Genomic DNA, 15872 nt, shown 5'->3' with positions numbered 1-15872 from the left:
CAGCGCGTTGCTACTCCTTGCTAGGCCGCTTGGCCCGCCGGGTGAAAGTTGATGCGTTCCCTGATGACGGGGAAGCCGGCCCTGGCAAAGTTCGCGGCCATGGGGAAGTTGCCCTGGTCCGTTGCTCCGCTGACGAACTCCGCGCCCTGCTCGACGAGGAGGTGGGTGCACTCCGCGAGGAGGTCGTAGGCGTAGCCGCGACCGCGCTGTTCCGGGACGACTCCGATGAAGCCGATGGTCGGGCCGGAGGGGTTGTGGGCCGGGATGTGGATGCCGGCCAGGTCGCCCTCCGGCGTGTACGCCATCTGCCACCACTCCCGTGGGGAGGGGCACCAGTGGAAGAAGTCGAGTTCCTCCTGCGCGGCCTGGTCGAGGCCGCCCTCCTCGATGGCCCTGAGCGCGTGGCCGTCCAGGGTGGCGGAGTGGATGCGGCGCAACGCGTCGAAGAACACGGTGTCGTCGGGTTCGGCGCTGAAGCGCAGGCGTCCGGGCCGCTCGGGCAGACCTCGCTCCGGGGTCCAGCGGTACAGGAAGCGTTCCACCAGGAGTTCGTACCCTGCGGCTCGTGCGGCGGCGGAGCGCGCCTCGGCGGCGGCGCGCAGGTCGGTCTTTTCCCGCCAGCCGCCGGGCAGGTTGATCTCGAGTTCGACCTGCCAGGGAGCGGAGCGCAGGAGTTCTGCCCCTGCCTCCTCCTCACCCTCGGCCACGTCGAACCAGTTGATGTTGACGGGTTCCGAGTCGTCGGGGCCGCCCCACCACGCGCCGCGTGCGACGACCTCGCCGTCGCGCAGGGCGACGCGCTTCCAATCAGGGCGGAACTGGGTACGCCGATGGCCTTCACGGGCGCCCAGGGGGTCGGGGAGTGCGTCGAAGAGATGAGCGTCGCTCGCGGAGAGCGCGCGGATGACCGGATCGGTCATGGATTCCTCCGGGATACAGGCTGCTTGGAGCGCTCCCGGTCAGAACTCACGAACCACGCCGGGACAGCGGAAAAAGGGAGCGCTGGAAAGGTGTGAACCGCACGGCACTCGCCTCCTTCCATCCATCTCAGGGCGTGGAGCCACACACTAAGTGATCTACCGCGGGCCCGTCCACGGATTTCCTACGCCCTGACCATCGATTGATGTGGTCAAGCGTTCCCCGCGGCGGTTGAGTTCGGGCGCCATGCCATGCACCGGATTCCCCTGACCATGCACGGCCCAGCGGGACTTCGCCAGCGTTCACGGCTTCTGTTCACTCCCGGCACGGGCAGGCGGCGGGCCGGTGTGCCCCTCCGCGTCGCGCCGACACCTGCCGGCTGGGCGGAGACGCCCCCGACCCCCCTCCCCACGCACCGGTCCCCGTACGGGCTCGACGAGGTATTCGACGGCGCCCAGACCGTCGCCGTGCGCCCCTACCTCGCCGTCCATGAGCAACGGCTGCGGCGGCGGGAGTTGGCGATGGCGGCGATCGGGTTGGACATGCCCGGGTCGTGCTGGATTCACGGGGTGGAGGTCGCCTGATGGGGGGTGAAACGCCGGGTGAGGTGCGGTTGTTGCCGTGGGTCGGGGGTGAGGGGAAGGCCTGTTATCTGGTGACCGACGGCGGAGGTGGGCCGGTGTCTCGGGTGGCCGATGCAGCGGAGGCCATTCAGCTCGGGATGGGGCGTGAGCTGCTTGCTCATACGGGGGAGATGTTGGCGGAGGCTGCTCCGGGTGGTGAACTCCGGTTTCTGGCCGAGCGGTTGAACGAAGCCCTCAGCGACGCGCTTCGGGTTGCCGAGAGTCGGGGGCAGCGGCTGACGCGGCGCCTCGGCTGACGCCACAGACGACGCAGACGACGCAGACGACGCAGGGCCAGTCACCGGGTGGTGACCACGGGCACCTCAAGGGTGCGGATGCAGGGGCGTCCGGTACGTGTCACGCTGGCCATGGCGCCGCGCCTGGACCTCCCTGCACCCGTTGCACCCGTTGCACCCGTCATCTGCAGTGAAGAGACGAAACGGAGTACGGCCATGGGCGAGATTCTGGTCAGTACGACCACCAGCGGTGCTCAGTTCCAACCGTCCGTCGACTCGGTCTTCGGTACGCAGTACGTGGCCACGTGGGCGGACGAGAGCAATGCCGGTATCAAGGGGCAGAACCTGGGAATGACCGGGGCCAAACTCGGCGCGGAGTTCCAGGTGAGCGCGGCTACGCCGCCCGGCGGCAACACGAATCGGCAGTGGCCGACGATCGAGTCCGCGGGGTTCTCCTCGTTCGCGGTGTGGAGGGAGGAGGCCTTCAATCCTCCGCCCGGCCCGCAGCTCAAACTGCGGCGATTCGTCGGCGGGCAGCCGTCGGGGTCCGAGGTCCAGGTCAACGGCTCCGACATCGACCCCAAGACCCGACCGTCCGTCACGAACATGATCGACGGCGGCTGTCTCGTCACCTGGGCCGGTTCTCGCGCCGACCAGCGGATCCGAGCCCAGCGGTTCACCTCCGAAGGCATCAAGGCCGGGCCTGAGTTCACGGTCAACACCACCGAGGGGTTCCATGTGAACCCGGCCGTGACGGTTCTCGCGAACGGGAACTACGCCATCGCCTGGACTACCGACCCCTCGTCGGTCGGCGGAGGCCGGCTCACCTTCCGGGTCTTCGACTTGGAGGGAATTCCGCAGGGCGGCGAGATCCAGCCCAACGCCTCCGGATTCAAGGGTGACAACGCGATCACGCTGCTCGACAACGGGCGGTTCGTCGTCGCGCACATCGACGGCATCGGTCCCAGTGACATCGGGGTGCCGCAGACCACCGTGGAGGCCAGCATCTACGAGCCCGACGGAGGCGGCGTCGAGGTCACCAGCGTGACCGCGGGCCAGCCGCGGGACTTCAACCGGTCCAGCCCGGCCCTCACCCCTCTGCCGGGTGGGCGCTTCCTCCTCGCCTGGGTGGAGAAGAGTGCGGCCACCTTCGACACCGTCCCCAAAGTCATGGCGAAGATGTGCTCCGACACCGAGCTCTCCCTCAGCGACAAGGTACAGGTCAGTACGGCTACGGCCGGCGATCGCTTCCAGGTCTGTGCCGCGTCCGCCTTCGGCAACGGCGCGGAATCCGTCTTCCTCGCCTGGGCGGACGACGGCGGCACGTCGGACTTCGCCGTACGGGGACGGGCGTTCACCGTCACATCCACGGGGCAGTTGGAGGCGGCGTAGCCGAGTCGCCAGGGGGCCTCGGCTTCCTGGGCGGCCTCCACGGCGCGTGCCGCCCTGGAAGACGACGGAGAAGAGCCTGTGGCCGGTACCGGTCACAGGCAGACTGCGTTCATGCAGCTCCCCGCACCGGCCGTCGCCGCCACCGCACTGATCGAAGTGGTCAGGATCTCCGGCCTGCCGAGGCGGCGGGGCGACCCCTACCCCGGTGCGGTGGTCGCCCACTGGGCCGAGGGCGAGGCCGCCGACGTACTGGCCCTGATCGGGACCCTGCCCGGCAGCGCGCAGCATCGCTGCGGCTTCTCGCCGGGATGGGGCATCCGGGCGTACGACGCCGCGCTCGACCTGGCGTTGTTCGAGGCGGCGTTCTGCTTCACCTGCCATGAGGTCCGGATGCAGGGGACCGCTGTGCCGCCCGCGCCGGCCACGCAGTTCTTCGACGCGGACGCGGGGCAGGCTCAGGCTCTTCTGGCCCGCTTTCGCGGGGCGGCCCGGTGACCGAACCCGGTAGCCGGGCGCTGAGCGCTGAGCGCGCTGGTACGTAGCCGATTCCGTAATCTCACTGATCACTTCCTGGGCGTCGGCCGGGAGGATGGGCGGGTTCGCCTGACCAGCGGTCGACAGTGATCGACAGTGATCGATGTGGAGGTAGTCGCGTGCGTTTGCGTTCCCTGGCCGCCGTGCTGACCGGTGCCCTGGCTCTCTCGGCGTTCGCCGTCCCGGCCGCTCATGCCACCGGTGACACGACGATCACCGATGTCGTCGTGAACGGCGGGGCCCAACTCGCTCTGGGGCCCAAGGCGCCCACGACCTTCAAGGTGAGCGTCACGGCGCAGGACAACTCGGGTATCGATGCGATGGACCTGCATGTGAGGCTGCCGAGTTACCTGTACAACGCGTCGGACCGAGGGCTCACCTGCACCGCGAAGAGCGCCACGACCTCGACGTGCACCGGGTCCTGGACGATCGACACGAGGAGTTTCTACGGCAACGGTCCGGCCGACGACCCCTGGTACGTCATCGCCTCGGTGGACGCCAAGGACGGCGACTGGATCTCCACGGACACGGCCGACACCTTCACCGTGCGACGGCTCGCCAAGCTGACCGTCAACGCCGCCCCGGAGCCGGTGACGAAGGACGCCAAGCTCACCGTGACCGGCAAGCTGGCGCGCGCCGACTGGAGCACCCACAAGAACGCGGGCTACTCGGGCCGCGCGGTGAAGCTGCAGTTCCGTAAGAAGGGCACCTCCACCTACAGCACCGTGAAGACGGTCACCAGCGGCAGCGGCGGCGCGCTCAAGACCACGGTCAAGGCCACCGCCGACGGTTACTGGCGCTGGACCTTCGCCGGGAACAGCACCACCTCGACGGCCAAGGCCACCGGGGACTACGTCGACGTGCGCTGAGACGACGGGACACACCGACAACAACAACACGGCGGCGCCCGACCTCGGAAGAGGCCGGGCGCCGCTGAGGTTCAAGCGCTCTCGCGTCGGGTCACGAAGCCGTGCGGTTCGCACCCTTGCGTCGCGTCACCACGAAGATCACGCCACCCGCGGCGACGAGGCCCGCCGCGCCGATCGCGATCGGGATGGCGTTGCCGCCGCCCGTCTCGGCGAGGTCGCCGGGCTCACCGCCGTTGGGGGTGGGGACGGCCGGGGCGGAGTCGGAGGGCGAGGGGGACTCGGCCTTCGGGGTGTCGTCGCCAGGGGGGTTCTCGTCGGCAGGCGGGTTCTCGTCCGCCGGGGGCTGCTCGTCGGCCGGCGGCTGCTCCTCGGCGGGCGGCTTCTCCTCGGCCGGCGGCTGGTCGTCGGCCGGGGGCTTCTCCTCCGCCGGGGGGTTCTCCTCGGCCGGCGGCTGCTCCGTCGTGCAGTCCTTCGTGCCGCCGTTCCAGGCCGCGATCAGCTTGTCCTTGATGACCGGGCGGTCGGGGCCCTTGGGGACGTCGCCGTGCTCGAAGCCGTCGTTCGCGTCGAGCTTGCCGTCGAACTTCACCTTCCCCCGGTAGAGGTCGACCTGGCCGTAGCAGCCCGCGTCGGGGACCGCGATGTCCAGGGAGTCCGTCCCGCCCTGCTTGACCGTCACCGTGTCGAAGTCGACGAAGACCTGCTCGCCGGAGGTGCCGAACGTCGGGCCATGGGCGAGGTAGGACGCGAGGGAGACCGTGCAGGTCGTGGCGTCGGAGGCCGCACGGACCTTGATGTGGACCTTGCCGTCCTCGGTGGGCTTGAGGTTCTGCTCGTCGAGCTTGACCCAGTCGGCGAACTTCACGCCGTCCAGCGAGAACTCGCAGCGGTCTGTCTCGGTGGGCGTGCCCGCACCCTGGCCGGGGGCGTAGCTCTTCCTGCCCCAACCATCACCGCCGGGCGTGTCGGTGGCGAAGGCCGGACCGGACACGGCCGCGCTCAGCGCGAGAGCGGCGATGCCCGTCCCCACCAGGCGGCTCACGATGACACGTCTCGCTATGGACATGCAGATCCCATTCTCGAACTCGGAACGTACGAGACCCGGGGCGCGGTGGCAGGACGGCAGCACGCAGCAACGTCGGTCCGGGCCGCACCAGGGTGTGAGTAGTCAAAGAAAACACCGGGCTCAGGGGTCACTTGAGCCACAGAGTCTGCACATCGTTTACCAAGGAGTAGGGGCTGTCAACCTCGGGAAACACCCGTCCGTCGGCCTTGTTCGGCGGCCTGTCGGGAACGTCTGCGCCACACGCACCGCACATTTGGGACACAAGGGGAACCGACCCCTCCGGGAGCCCATGGAGACCTCAACGGCACCCCAACGCCGGGTCGCCGAAACGCAAAGGGCTCACCAACTCACCTCCGCGCGCAGGGCAGTCGATATGGGGCGGATTTGACAATCGCGCACCCTGCTCTCGAATCTACGTTCATGACATTCGTTTTCATTATCGGCGTCAAGGGTGCCGCCGAGAGCGAGCGGGGTGACGGTCCATGCGCGTGGCCTTCGTAGGCAAGGGCGGCAGCGGCAAGACGACGCTCTCCGCGCTGTTCGCCCGGCACCTCGCCCGCTCGGGCGCGCCGCTCGTGGCGATCGACGGTGACATCAACCAGCACCTCGCGCACGCACTCGGCCTCGACGAGGACGACGACTTCGGCGCACCGCCGCTGAGTTCGCGCACCGGCGAGATCAAGGACCTGCTGCGCGGCACGAACCCACGGATCGTCTCCCGCGAGGCCATGGTCAAGACGACCCCGCCGGGCCGGGGTTCGCGGCTGCTGCGGCTGCTCGGGGACGACGATGTCCACGGCAGGCACGTCGAGCGCGTGGACGGGGTGCCGCTCATGGTCACCGGCGCCTTCGCCGAGAGCGACCTCGGCGTGGCCTGCTACCACTCCAAGCTCGGCGCGGTGGAGCTGTACCTCAACCATCTCGTCGACGGGCCCGGCGAGTACGTCGTCGTCGACATGACCGCCGGCGCGGACGCCTTCGCCTCCGGGCTCTTCACCAAGTTCGACATGACCTTCCTGGTCGCCGAGCCGACGAGGAAGAGCGTGTCCGTGTACCGGCAGTACCGGGAGCACGCCGCCGAGTTCGGCATCCCGATCGCCGTCGTCGGCAACAAGGTCACCGGCGAGGACGACCTGCTCTTCCTCAAGGAGCACGTGGGCGACGACCTGCTGGCGTACTGCGTGCAGTCGTCGTACGTCCGCGCGCAGGAACAGGGCCGGGAGCAGGGTGAGCTGGAGGCGCACAACCTGCACGCGCTGACACAGCTCAAGGCCGCCGTCGACGCCCGTACGAAGGACTGGGCCACCTTCCAGCGCCATGCCGTCGAGTTCCACCTCCGCAACGCCGCCGCCTGGGCCAACGCCGCCACCGGGCACGACCTGGCCGCCCAGGTGGACCCCGGGTTCCGCCACGGCCCGCAGGCGCCGGCCGCCGGGTCCGCTCCCACCCCTCTCCCCGGCGCCGAGTCCGCCTCCCCCTCCGCAGTCTCCTTCTGATCAGAACAGGAACACCCATGTCGCTCGACGTCTCCCCGCGCCTGCTCGCCGATGCCGAGAAGGGCGAGGTGCGGGAGGAGGAGTTCGCGGAAACGGTCCGTACGTCGCTGCCGTACGCGTACGACCTGATCGCCTCCCTCGTCGGTGAACTACGCGCGGGCAGCGCCGAGTTCGCGGACAACCAGACCCCGCCGGCGTCCGAGCGGGAGCGCGGGCAGCTGCTGCGGGCGCTGTCCAGCGACGCGATCCGGGGGAGCCTGGAGCGGCACTTCGGGGTGGCGCTCGCCTTCCAGAACTGCCACCGGGTGGCGGTGTTCCCGACCGAGGCGCGCGGCGGTGCGACGTACACCCGCTTCACCTCGCTGCGGTCGCAGATCCTCAACCAGTCGCCGGAGTTCCGCGACTGCTGACGCCCCGGTCCTCAGCCCCCTCCACTTCGATCCCAACTTCCCGACCGGCCATAACCGGCCATCGAGCGCCCCCTCCGCACCCCTCCCGCGGCGGGGGCGCTCGGTTCGACACGCCGGAGCTTGGGGGGCGCACAGGGGCGCATTACCGGCGTACGGCTGCATGGATGGTCGGGGTGGGGGAGTCCGCGTGTGCGGCTTCGGACTGTTCGTGTGGGCCGCTTCGTCCCGATCGCGCCCGATCCGGCCCGGTCTTGCGGGGCTCGTCCGCGGCGGCGGCGTGCCTGGTGGGTGCTTGGTGCGTGCCGGTCCGCGCGCTGCGGCGTGCGGCCGTGTGATTTGCGCCGTCACGAGTTGGCCCACTCGCGATCACACAAGGTGAATAATGGGGCCTGAGGGCGTCTCAGCGACAGAGAGGGTCGCCGTGGGGACCGACAGGGACAGTGCCGTTTCCCGTCAGCGCTTCGACGTGGCCGATGCCGCGCCGTTGCTGATCGACGCGGACGGGTTCGTGACGAGCTGGACCCAGGACGCGGAGCGCCTCTTCGGGTATCCGGCGGCCGAGATCCTGGGCCGCAGCGTCCGTACGCTCCTGGTCGACGAGGACGGCGACCGCATCGGCGCACTGGCCGAGTCCCATCGCGTCCTCGGCGGCTGGTCCGGCATCCTCACCGCCCGCCACCGCGACGGTCACCGCGTCAGGGTGATGGTCCGCGTCGTCCCGACGCGGGAGGCGACCGCGGCGGCCGCCTCGGCCGATCCCGCCCGCTCGGCCGACGTGACGACGTCGCCGTCGGCCCCCGGCGCCTGGCCCGCGCCACGCCCCGGCTACCCCGACGCGCCCCGGTTCGCCACGCCGTCTCCGCTTCCGTCTCCGCTTCCGTCTCCGCTTCCGTCTCCGCCGCCGTCTCCGTCTCCGTCTCCGTCTCGGTCTCGGTCCGCAACCCCGACGCCGCCCTCACCCGAGGTCGGGCGCGCCCCCGCCCGGGAGGCGGGCACCTGGCCGGCCGCCGGAAACACCGGCAGCCCGGCCCGGCAGAGCCCGCCCCCTCCCAAGCCCGCCCCACCACGGACCGCGCCACCCCAGGCCGCATCACCACAGCCCGCGCCACCCCAGACCGCGTCACCACAGACCGCATCACCACAGACCGCATCACCACAGACCGCATCACCACAGACCGCATCACCACAGACCGCATCACCACAGACCGCATCACCACAGACCGCATCACCCCAGACCGCATCACCACAGACCGCATCACCACAGACCGCGTCACCACAGACCGCGTCACCACGGACCGCCCCACCACAGACCTCGTCGCCGGCGCCGCAGGCAACCCCCCGGCCCCCCGCACCCGGGACCGGGCGCGCGTCGGCCCGGGGGCACGGCACCTGGGCGGCCGCCCAGGGCCCCGGCGAGCCGACGACCCGGGTGACCACCCGCGCCCCCGATCTTCCGACCCCACCCCCATCCCCTTCCGCCCGCCTGCCCTTCTCCCCCTCTCCGGCCTCTCCCTCACCGTCCTCTCCCCCACGCCCCTCTCCCTCACCGTCGTCCCCCTCGTCGCCGTCCCTGTCCTCACCCCGGCCCTCCTCCCTCCCCCCGTCCTCTCCCCCTACCTCCCCCTCCTCCTCCGACCCCCTCAAGGCCGCCCACTGGGTGGCCCTCGTCTCCGACGCCACCCAGGCCCCCGGCTGGGACATGAGCCGGACCGTGCTGGAGCGGATGACCGCGTGGTCGCCCGTGGGGATCGCGATAGTGGACACGGAGCTGCGGTTCGTGTGGTCGAACGCGGCGTTGGAGCGGTTCGGAGGCGGGCGGGCACACGAGAGGGTGGGGCTGCGGCTCGCGGAGGTGCAGCCGGGGCTCGACGCCGAACGCATCGAGGCACAGATGCGGCAGGTGCTGGAGACGGGCATGCCGGTGCTCGACTACGAGCACGTGGGCCGGATCCGGTCGGCACCGCACCGCGAGACCGCGCACGCCATGTCGTTCACCCGACTGGAGGACGACCACGGGCGGCCCATCGGCGTGTACTACACGGTGGTCGACGTGTCGGAGCAGCACCGCGCCCGCATCCGGCTGGCCCTGCTGGACCGGGCCGGCGAACAGATCGGCCGGACCCTCGACGTACGGCGGACCGCGCAGGAGCTGGCGGACGTGGTCGTGCCGACGCTCGCCGACTTCGTGACCGTGGACCTGCTGGACTCGGTGCTGCGGGGCGCCGAGCCGGGACCCCTCGGCGACGGTTCCGTCCCGCTGCGGCGGACCGCCCAGCAGTCCGTGCACGCCGGGGTGCCGGAGGCCGTCCTGGAGATCGGCGCGGTCGCCTCGTACACGGCCGGATCGCCCCCGGTTCAGGCGCTGGTCGACGGCCGGTCGTGGTCGGAACCGAGGCTCGACCCGCTGTCGGCGGAGTGGGCCGAGGCCGTCCCGGGCCACCGGACGGTGCCCGCGGACGCGCTCGGGCTGCACAGCGTGATGATCGTGCCGGTGCGGGCGCGGGGCATCACGCTCGGCATCACCACCTTCTTCCGGCGCGACCGCCAGGACCCCTTCGACGCGGTCGACCTCGGCCTCGCCGAGGAGCTGGTCGGCCGGGCCGCCGTCTGCGTCGACAACGCCCGCCGCTACACGCGTGAGCGGGACGCCGCCCTCGCCCTCCAGCGCAGTCTGCTGCCGCGCCGGCTGCCCGAGCAGGACGCGGCCGAGGTCGCCGTCCGCTACCGGCCCGCCGACGAACTGACCGGCCTCGGCGGCGACTGGTACGACGTCATCCCGCTCTCCGGCGCCCGCGTCGCCCTCGTCATCGGCGAGGTCGCGGGCCACGGCATCGACGGCGCCGCCGCCATGGGCCGCCTCCGTACGGCCGTACGCACCCTCGCCGACCTCGATCTGCCGCCGGACGAGGTGCTCGCCCACCTCGACGACATGGTCGCCAAGTCGGCGCGGCAGGAGGGTTCCGAGCCGGGCGGGGGCAGCGTCCAGACGGTCGGGGCACGCTGTCTGTACGTCGTCCACGACCCGGTGTCGGGGACGTGCGCCATGGCCGCCGCAGGGCCGTTCGCCCCGGCGCTGGTCGCCCCCGACGGCACGGTCACCTTCCCCGAGCTTCCCCAAGGGCCGGCGCTCGGCGTCGACCAGCAGCCCTTCGAGGCGCTGCAGATGGATCTGGCCGAGGGCACCGTCATCGCGCTGCACACCGACGGGCTGATCGCCGAGGCCTCCCGCGAGGCGCTGTGCCGCGCACTGGCCCGGCCCGAGCCCCTGCTCGAACGGCACGCCCAACGCGTCCTCGACTCGCTCTCCCCGGCCCACCCCACCGACGACGTCGCCCTCCTCCTGGCCCGCACCCGGCGGCTGCCCGCCGACCGGGTCGCCTCCTGGGAGCTGCCGGCCGACCCCGCGCTGGTCGCGGAGGCCCGCAAGACCACCGCCCGGCAGCTCGGTGCGTGGGGGCTGGAGGAGCTGGCGTTCACCACCGAACTGGTCGTCAGCGAGCTGGTCACCAACGCGATCCGGCACGCCGCCGGGCCCATCCGGCTCCGGCTCATCCTCGAACGCACCCTGGTCTGCGAGGTGTTCGACGGCGGCGCCACCGCGCCCCATCTGCGCCACCCGCGCACCACCGACGAGGGCGGCCGCGGCCTCTTCCTCATCTCCCAGTTCACCCAGCGCTGGGGCACCCGATTCCTGCCCGAGGGCAAGGTGATCTGGGCGGAACAGTCACTGGCGGATCCACCGGCCTGATCCGCTGGCCTGATCCACCGGCCTGACCCACCGGCCTGATCTACCGCAGACGCCCGCGGTACGCCATGCGGGGACGCCTCCGCTGGCCCGACCGGGTGAACTCACCGGGCCGTCCCCCGCTCTCCCGCCTCCCCCGAACCTCCACATTCCCGGCACCACGCCTCACCCTCCCGCCCTCCTCCCGCCCTCCCGTGCCCCGTTCGGCCTGATTAGTGGCGCTTGCCACTTCATATGAATGCAGGGGTCGGCTTCGGGCACCGGGTTCCGTCGCCTCGGCAGGACATCAGGAGAAGAGGGACGTGGCGTGAAGCGAAGAACTCCGGGGGGCGTGGGTCTGGCCCTGGCCGTCTCGGCGGCACTGGTGGTCGGGCCGGCCGGCGAGGCGGTCTCCGCCGCCCCCAGCACCAGGAGCATCACGGACGGCAGGGCAACCGGCGACGGCAACCTGACCGTACGCGTCGTCAACGACGTGGACACCGACGGGGTGTACGACCACGGCGTGGAGAAGGGCCGGGCCGGGGTGCGGGTCACGCTGACCGACGAGCAGGGGACCGTGGTGACCGGGACCAGCAACGCCTGGGGCGTCGCCTGGTTCCAGCCGGCGACCACCCCGCTGCGCGGCGGCAAGTACCGCGTCCAGGTCCACAACCCCGACCCCCGCACCCTCCAGCCGGCCGTCGCGGGCCTCGGCGACGGCCCGGGCGTCATGCGCAGCAGCGTCGGCTTCGTCGACGTCTCCGGGGGCCGGAGCACGACGTACACGACCGGCTTCTGGGAGCCCGGGGTGTACTGCCAGGAGAACCCCGACCTGGTGACCTGCAACCTGACGAAGGGCGACGCGCCCGACACCCACCAGGGCCTGGTGCGGTTCTCGGGGAAGTTCTCCGCCACCCACCCCGGCGGCACGGTCCACCGGCTGACCAACAACCAGCAGCAGGGGGCCGTGTTCGGGATCGGCAACGACCGGACCGGTAACACCTACATGGGCACCCTGGTCAAGAGGCACGCGGCGTACGGGCCGGCGGGCGCGACCAACACGATCTACCGCCGCAACAGCGCCTCCGGGGTGAGCACCTTCGTCACCCTGCCGGGCCTGCTGACCGAGCACGACGAATCCGACGGCTGGCTCCACGACAACCCCGTCTACAGCAGGGTCGGCCGGGAGGGCATCGGCGACCTCGACGTCTCCGGTGACGGCAGGACCCTCTACGCGGTCAGCCTCAACGACTCCCGGCTGTACGCCGTGCCGATCCGCGGCAGCGGTGACGCGGTCTACCCGGGCACCTACCGGTCGCACGTCATTCCCAGGCCGGAGGACTGCGCCGGCCACTGGCACCCGTACGGCATCGGGGTGCGCGGCAAGCGCGTGCTCGTCGGCGGGGTGTGCGGCGCGGAGAACACGGTCACCAGGAAAGCCCCGTGGGGCGACCCGTCCCAGGTCACCTCGCATGTCTACGAGTTCTCCGAGGGATCGTTCCACCCGCTGTTCCACACGGCGATGAACTACCCTCGCGGCTGCGTGTACCGGTTCACCGGACTGCCCGCGACCACCCCCCGCTGCACCAAGCCCTCCGCTGTCGGCCGGCCGCTGAGCGCCATGTGGGAGGCGTGGAACCAGCGCGTCCCCACGCCCCGGAACCTCTCCTTCGTCTCCGCGCCGCAGCCGATCCTGTCCAACATCGAGATCGCCGACAACGGCGACCTGGTCCTGGGCTTCCGCGACCGCTTCGCCGACATGCAGGGCACGGCGACGTACCCCTTCAACGCCCACGCGAAGCGCCTGGTCAGAGCTGTCGCCGCCGGTGACGTGCTGCGCGTGTGCAAGTCCGGTACGACGTACACACTGGAGAACAACGCCCGGTGCAACGCGCTCTACGGCGCGCTGCCCAACAACGACGAGGGTCCGGGGCACGGCGAGTTCTACGACGACTCGACCGGTCTGACGGACGCCCACGAGGACCAGGTCACCCAGGGCGGCACGGTCCTCCAGCCGTTCCGGAACAAGGTGTGGAGCACGGTCTACGACCCGTTCGACGACCACCCCTGGGAGCAGGGCGTACGCCGCTGGAACGCCGACAAGGGCAAGACGGAGGGCAACCTCACGATCCAGAACACCTGGAGCAGCGATGCCGAGCAGCGCGCCCTGCTCTTCGGCAAGGGCAACGGCCTCGCCGACCTGGAGATGGTCTGCGACCAGGCGCCCGTCCAGATCGGCAACCGCGTCTGGTACGACGCCAACGGCAACGGCCTCCAGGACCCGGCCGAGCCGCCCGTCAAGGGCGTGAAGGTGACGCTCGACCCGGTGTCGTCCGGCCCCGACCTCACGGCGTACACGGACGCGAACGGCGAGTACTACGTCGGCAGCGGCCAGGGCCTGAAGCCGAACACCACCTACCGCGTCTCCTTCGACCACAGCCGCGTCAAGACGGACGAACTGCCGGGCCGGCCGAGCCGCTCCCTGCTCAAGTGGACGGTGAAGGGCGCCGGTTCGGACCGCGCGATCAACTCCGACGCCGACGCATACGGGCGGACCACGGTCCGCGTCGGCGACCCCGGTCATGTGAACCACACGTTCGACGCCGGCCTCACCAAGTCGGTGCGGCTGACGCTCGTGAAGCTGGACAGGAAGAGCAACAGGCCGCTGGCCGGCGCCGTGTTCGAGCTGTGGCGGGACACCAACGGTGTCCGCGGCCTCCAGCGGTCCGGCATGAGGAAGGACCGGTTCGTCAACGACTGCGCCAGCTCCCGCACCGGACGCTGCTCCTTCGGCTCGCTCCTGCCGGGCACGTACTACCTGGTGGAGACCGACGTCCCCGAGGGCTACCTCAAGCCGAGGAAGCCGGTCACCGGCCCGTACGTCCTCACCCCGAAGAACGCCTCGTACGGCAGCGGGCTGCTCGTGAAGCTCTTCAACCTGCGGGGAGAGCGGTGCAAGGGCAAGAAGTGCTGATGCCCTGACTCCGTCGCCCCGGGTCCGGTACCGACCGGCCCGGGGCGCCGTGGTGCCAGGAGGCGGCGGACGGTTCCCGTTCGGCCCAGCAGGACGTCTCCGGAGCGGACGGGATGCCGTACATCTGGGAGGGGGTTCGGCGACCGAGCGCATGACTGAGTACCGGAGGCCGCGTTGACGCGACGAAGGACAGGGACGACCAGGAAGACGCTGAAGACCCGGATACGGGTGGTCGCGGCGGTGTCGTCCACGCTGTTGGGCTGGACGGCGCTCCCCGCCGCCGCGTCGGCGCCCGCGCCCGAGTGCACCACGCGCACCGGCCCCTACCAGTGGGACCTGGAACGCCATCTCAAGCTTCCCGCGGACGGCCGGCAGTCCACCGCCGACTGCGTGGCGATCCGCGCGTTCCAGCAGCGCACGCGTGTGAAGCCGGCCGACGGCTACGCGGGCCTCGCCACCTATCGCACGATGCTGGTGGTGCAGGCCCGCCCGAACCCCAACGCGGCCGGGAAGTGCCCGGTGCGGGCGTACCAGGTGACGTGCGTGGACCTCGACCGGCAGCTGTTGTGGGTGCAGCAGGGGAACCGGGTGATCTACGCGCCGGTGCCCGTGCGCACCGGCCGGGACGGCCAGGAGACCCGCACCGGCTGGCACACGGTCTACTGGAAGAACCGCGACCACCGCTCCGACCTGTACGACGACGCCCCCATGCCGTTCGCCCAGTTCTTCAACAACGGCCAGGCCTTCCACGGCGTCCTCGACGACCTCTTCCGAGGCGGTTCCCACGGCTGTGTGAACCTGCGGTACGCGGACGCCGAACGGCTGTGGCGCATCATGCACGAGGACGACGCGGTATACGTGTGGGGCGTCAAGCCGGGCACGGGGCGGTCCCTGCGACCGTCGGCCGAACAGGGGTGAGCCCTTGCGGCACGGCGCCCCGAGGGGGGCGGCCCCGACCGCCTCGGGGATGAATGCGAACATGCCGGTCTGAGCGGGAGGGGCCCGGCAGCGGACCCCTTGCTCGCCACGAGGTCGACGCACCAGGGGAGTTGACGGATGAGGCGCCCATCGAGGCGTGGGTGGGCCGCGATCGGCACGGGTCTGGGCGCGGCGGTGGTCGCCGGAGTGCTCGTGGCCCGGGAGGTCTCCTCCCCCGCCCTCGACATACGGCCGGCCGCGCGCGCCGGGGACCCGGAGTGCACCCGGATCGCGGACCACTTCCCCGCCCGGATCGCCGGTGAGTCCCGCGACCCCGTCTCCGTCACGGGCGTGGCCTCGTGGGGCAACGGCGGCGTGGTGCTGCGCTGCGGCCTCGAACCCCCGCTCGAAACCGACGACCTGTGCGTCGAGGTCGACGGCGTCGACTGGGTGTTCCGGGAGGACCGGTCCACCGGCTCCGGCTACCGCGTTCTCATCACCTACGGCCGCGACCCCGCCGTACAGGCCTTCGTCGACGACCGGATCACGGCTATCGACGGTGTCCTGGTGGACCTCGGCGACGTGGTGCGGCCGATCGAGCGGTCGCCGGACGACGAGTGCATGGCCGCCCCGCGCTGACGGCCCCTCGGTGACCGTCCCAGCCGTCTCTCGGAGGGCGATCGGCGTCTCACCAAGGGAGTTGCCTAAGCTG

12 protein-coding genes and 1 pseudogene are annotated in these 15872 nt (G+C 71.0%); 11 read left to right on the top strand and 2 right to left on the bottom strand.

From position 1 onward, the window contains the following. Positions 1-20 precede the first annotated feature (20 nt). Positions 21-920, bottom strand: a complete 900-nt coding sequence (locus tag OG858_RS23915) for a GNAT family N-acetyltransferase (protein WP_319067687.1) — start codon at positions 918-920, stop codon at positions 21-23. Between the two features lie 345 nt (positions 921-1265). Between OG858_RS23915 and OG858_RS23910 the strand changes: the two genes are divergently transcribed. From OG858_RS23910 to OG858_RS23890, 4 genes are all read left to right on the top strand, one after another. Then, the gene (locus OG858_RS23910) at positions 1266-1502 is read left to right on the top strand and encodes a hypothetical protein (protein WP_319067686.1); all 237 of its coding nucleotides are present in this window, start codon (positions 1266-1268) and stop codon (positions 1500-1502) included. Between the two features lie 491 nt (positions 1503-1993). Then, positions 1994-3169 carry a hypothetical protein gene (locus OG858_RS23900; protein ID WP_086747752.1) on the top strand — a complete coding sequence of 392 codons (1176 nt, stop codon included), beginning with the start codon at positions 1994-1996 and terminating at the stop codon, positions 3167-3169. 111 nt (positions 3170-3280) lie between these two features. Continuing rightward, entirely contained in the window at positions 3281-3664 is a 384-nt protein-coding gene (locus OG858_RS23895; RefSeq protein WP_319318442.1) for a hypothetical protein, read from the top strand. A gap of 158 nt (positions 3665-3822) precedes the next feature. Next, complete coding sequence (locus OG858_RS23890) at positions 3823-4572, top strand: calcium-binding protein (protein ID WP_319260511.1); 750 nt, start codon at positions 3823-3825, stop codon at positions 4570-4572. Positions 4573-4663: 91 nt separating this feature from the next. Here the strand turns inward: OG858_RS23890 and OG858_RS23885 are convergent, their stop codons facing one another. Then, complete coding sequence (locus OG858_RS23885; protein WP_086747757.1) at positions 4664-5638, bottom strand: hypothetical protein; 975 nt, start codon at positions 5636-5638, stop codon at positions 4664-4666. Positions 5639-6120: 482 nt separating this feature from the next. Between OG858_RS23885 and OG858_RS23880 the strand changes: the two genes are divergently transcribed. The 7 genes and pseudogenes from OG858_RS23880 (at position 6121) to OG858_RS23855 (ending at position 15799) form a co-directional block, all read left to right on the top strand. Continuing rightward, entirely contained in the window at positions 6121-7134 is a 1014-nt protein-coding gene (locus OG858_RS23880; protein ID WP_319067680.1) for an ATP-binding protein, read from the top strand. 17 nt (positions 7135-7151) lie between these two features. After that, entirely contained in the window at positions 7152-7544 is a 393-nt protein-coding gene (locus tag OG858_RS23875) for an SCO5389 family protein (protein WP_086747755.1), read from the top strand. 382 nt (positions 7545-7926) lie between these two features. Next, positions 7927-8217: pseudogene (locus OG858_RS48195) on the top strand (PAS domain S-box protein); the annotation flags it as partial. A 756-nt stretch (positions 8218-8973) separates the two neighbouring features. Further along, a complete protein-coding gene (locus tag OG858_RS23870; protein WP_408059485.1) occupies positions 8974-11292 on the top strand; it encodes a SpoIIE family protein phosphatase in 2319 nt (772 codons plus the stop codon). Between the two features lie 304 nt (positions 11293-11596). Further along, complete coding sequence (locus tag OG858_RS23865) at positions 11597-14242, top strand: SdrD B-like domain-containing protein (protein ID WP_319260503.1); 2646 nt, start codon at positions 11597-11599, stop codon at positions 14240-14242. Between the two features lie 174 nt (positions 14243-14416). Beyond that, the gene (locus tag OG858_RS23860; RefSeq protein WP_408059425.1) at positions 14417-15160 is read left to right on the top strand and encodes a L,D-transpeptidase; all 744 of its coding nucleotides are present in this window, start codon (positions 14417-14419) and stop codon (positions 15158-15160) included. A gap of 138 nt (positions 15161-15298) precedes the next feature. Then, positions 15299-15799: a DUF3515 family protein gene (locus OG858_RS23855; RefSeq protein WP_086750453.1), complete on the top strand. Its 501-nt coding sequence runs from the start codon at positions 15299-15301 to the stop codon at positions 15797-15799. Positions 15800-15872: the final 73 nt, after the last annotated feature.

The organism is Streptomyces europaeiscabiei (genome assembly GCF_036346855.1).
Lineage (GTDB): Bacteria > Actinomycetota > Actinomycetes > Streptomycetales > Streptomycetaceae > Streptomyces > Streptomyces europaeiscabiei.
This window is presented reverse-complemented; position numbering and strand designations above follow the sequence as displayed.

Coding starts and splice junctions, on each gene's coding strand:
- OG858_RS23875 (WP_086747755.1), top strand. CDS start 7,152: ATGTCGCTCGACGTCTCCCCGCGCCTGCTCGCCGATGCCGAGAAGGGC.
- OG858_RS23915 (WP_319067687.1), bottom strand. CDS start 920: ATGACCGATCCGGTCATCCGCGCGCTCTCCGCGAGCGACGCTCATCTC.
- OG858_RS23895 (WP_319318442.1), top strand. CDS start 3,281: ATGCAGCTCCCCGCACCGGCCGTCGCCGCCACCGCACTGATCGAAGTG.
- OG858_RS23885 (WP_086747757.1), bottom strand. CDS start 5,638: ATGTCCATAGCGAGACGTGTCATCGTGAGCCGCCTGGTGGGGACGGGC.
- OG858_RS23855 (WP_086750453.1), top strand. CDS start 15,299: ATGAGGCGCCCATCGAGGCGTGGGTGGGCCGCGATCGGCACGGGTCTG.
- OG858_RS23900 (WP_086747752.1), top strand. CDS start 1,994: ATGGGCGAGATTCTGGTCAGTACGACCACCAGCGGTGCTCAGTTCCAA.
- OG858_RS23880 (WP_319067680.1), top strand. CDS start 6,121: ATGCGCGTGGCCTTCGTAGGCAAGGGCGGCAGCGGCAAGACGACGCTC.